Source organism: Herbaspirillum sp. UBA812, assembly GCF_002296545.1.
Taxonomy (GTDB): Bacteria; Pseudomonadota; Gammaproteobacteria; order Burkholderiales; family Burkholderiaceae_D; genus Herbaspirillum; species Herbaspirillum huttiense.
Genome location: NZ_DBIC01000082.1, coordinates 15,991 through 17,276, shown reverse-complemented (window position 1 = coordinate 17,276; position 1,286 = coordinate 15,991). Strand labels below are relative to the sequence as shown.

2 protein-coding genes are annotated in these 1,286 nt (G+C 62.6%); one reads left to right on the top strand and one right to left on the bottom strand.

The genetic code is table 11. The annotated features are described in order from the left end of the window. Positions 1 to 928, top strand: a 928-nt coding sequence (locus B3873_RS05365) for an MBL fold metallo-hydrolase (RefSeq protein WP_286864475.1), incomplete at its 5' end; no start/stop codon positions are given. A gap of 108 nt (positions 929 to 1,036) precedes the next feature. Here B3873_RS05365 and B3873_RS05360 read toward each other — a convergent pair. Then, positions 1,037 to 1,286 (bottom strand): peptide deformylase (locus B3873_RS05360; RefSeq protein WP_286864473.1); only part of this gene is annotated, 250 nt, incomplete at its 5' end.

Sequence of the window (1,286 nt, the reverse complement as noted above, 5' to 3'; positions counted from 1 at the left end):
GCTGCTGCAAGACGAGCTCGACCCCCCGCAAGGCCGCCAGCGCGGCTGGACCGTGGTCGATTGCGGCATTGCCACCGATGACACGCGCGCGGCCTGGGAGCGCATCTTTACTGAAGAACTCGGTGGCTTGCCCATCCTGCGCGTGCTGGTCACGCATTGCCATCCCGATCACGTAGGGCTGGCCGACTGGCTGTGCCAGCGCTGGCAGGCACCGCTGTGGATGAGTACCGGTGATTACGCCTTTGCGCGCGTGATGTCGGCGGCTTTGCCGGGTGCCGAGGGGACGGCGGCCACGCCGCATTTCCAGCGGCATGGCCTGGCGGATCCCGAGACGGTGGCGACGCTGCAGGGACGCAATACGTATTACCAGGACCTGGTGCCGGCGGTGCCGCACGCGTACCACCGCATGCAGGATGGTCACGCCGTGCGCATCGGCGGACGGGACTGGGAGATCATCACCGGGTTCGGGCATTCGCCGGAGCACGTTTCCCTGTATTGCGCGACGCTGAATGTGCTCATTTCGGGGGATATGGTCTTGCCGCGCATTTCCACCAATGTGTCGGTGTTTGCGATCGAGCCGGAGAGCAATCCGGTGCAGCAGTACCTGGATTCCTTGAAGAAGTATGGCCACCTGCCGGCCGATGTGCTGGTGCTGCCTTCGCATGGCAAGCCCTTCCGTGGCTTGCATACCCGTATCCAGCAGTTGAACGACCATCACCGCGAGCGTCTGGCCGAAGTGCTGGAGGCCTGTGCCACACCGCAGACCGGCGTGGATATCCTGCCGGTGATGTTCAAGCGGCCGCTGGATACGCATCAGCTGTCCTTCGCGCTGGGGGAGGCCGTGGCGCACTTGCACAAGCTCTGGTACGACGGCGCGGTGAAGCGCTTGTTGGGGGAGGATGGGGTGTATCGGTTTGTGGCGGTGTAAGCCTTCTTGCATCAATCGACGGCATTGATGCAGATGACGCATCAATGAAAAACGCCGGCGGGGATAACCCGGCCGGCGTTATTTTTTATCTCAGATGTGGGCGGCGTGTCAGCCCGCCTTCTTCTTCATCTCACGCTCTTCCTTCTGCAGCTTGGTCTTGATGCGGTTGCGCTTCAACGGCGACAGGTATTCGACGAAGACCTTGCCCTTCAGGTGATCCATCTCATGCTGGATGCACACGGCCAAGAGCTCATCGGCATCGACCTCGAAGGCCTTGCCGTCGGCATCAAAAGCGCGCACCTTCACGCGGGCCGGACGTTCCACCCCATCGTAGATGCCGGGCACCGACAGGCAGCCT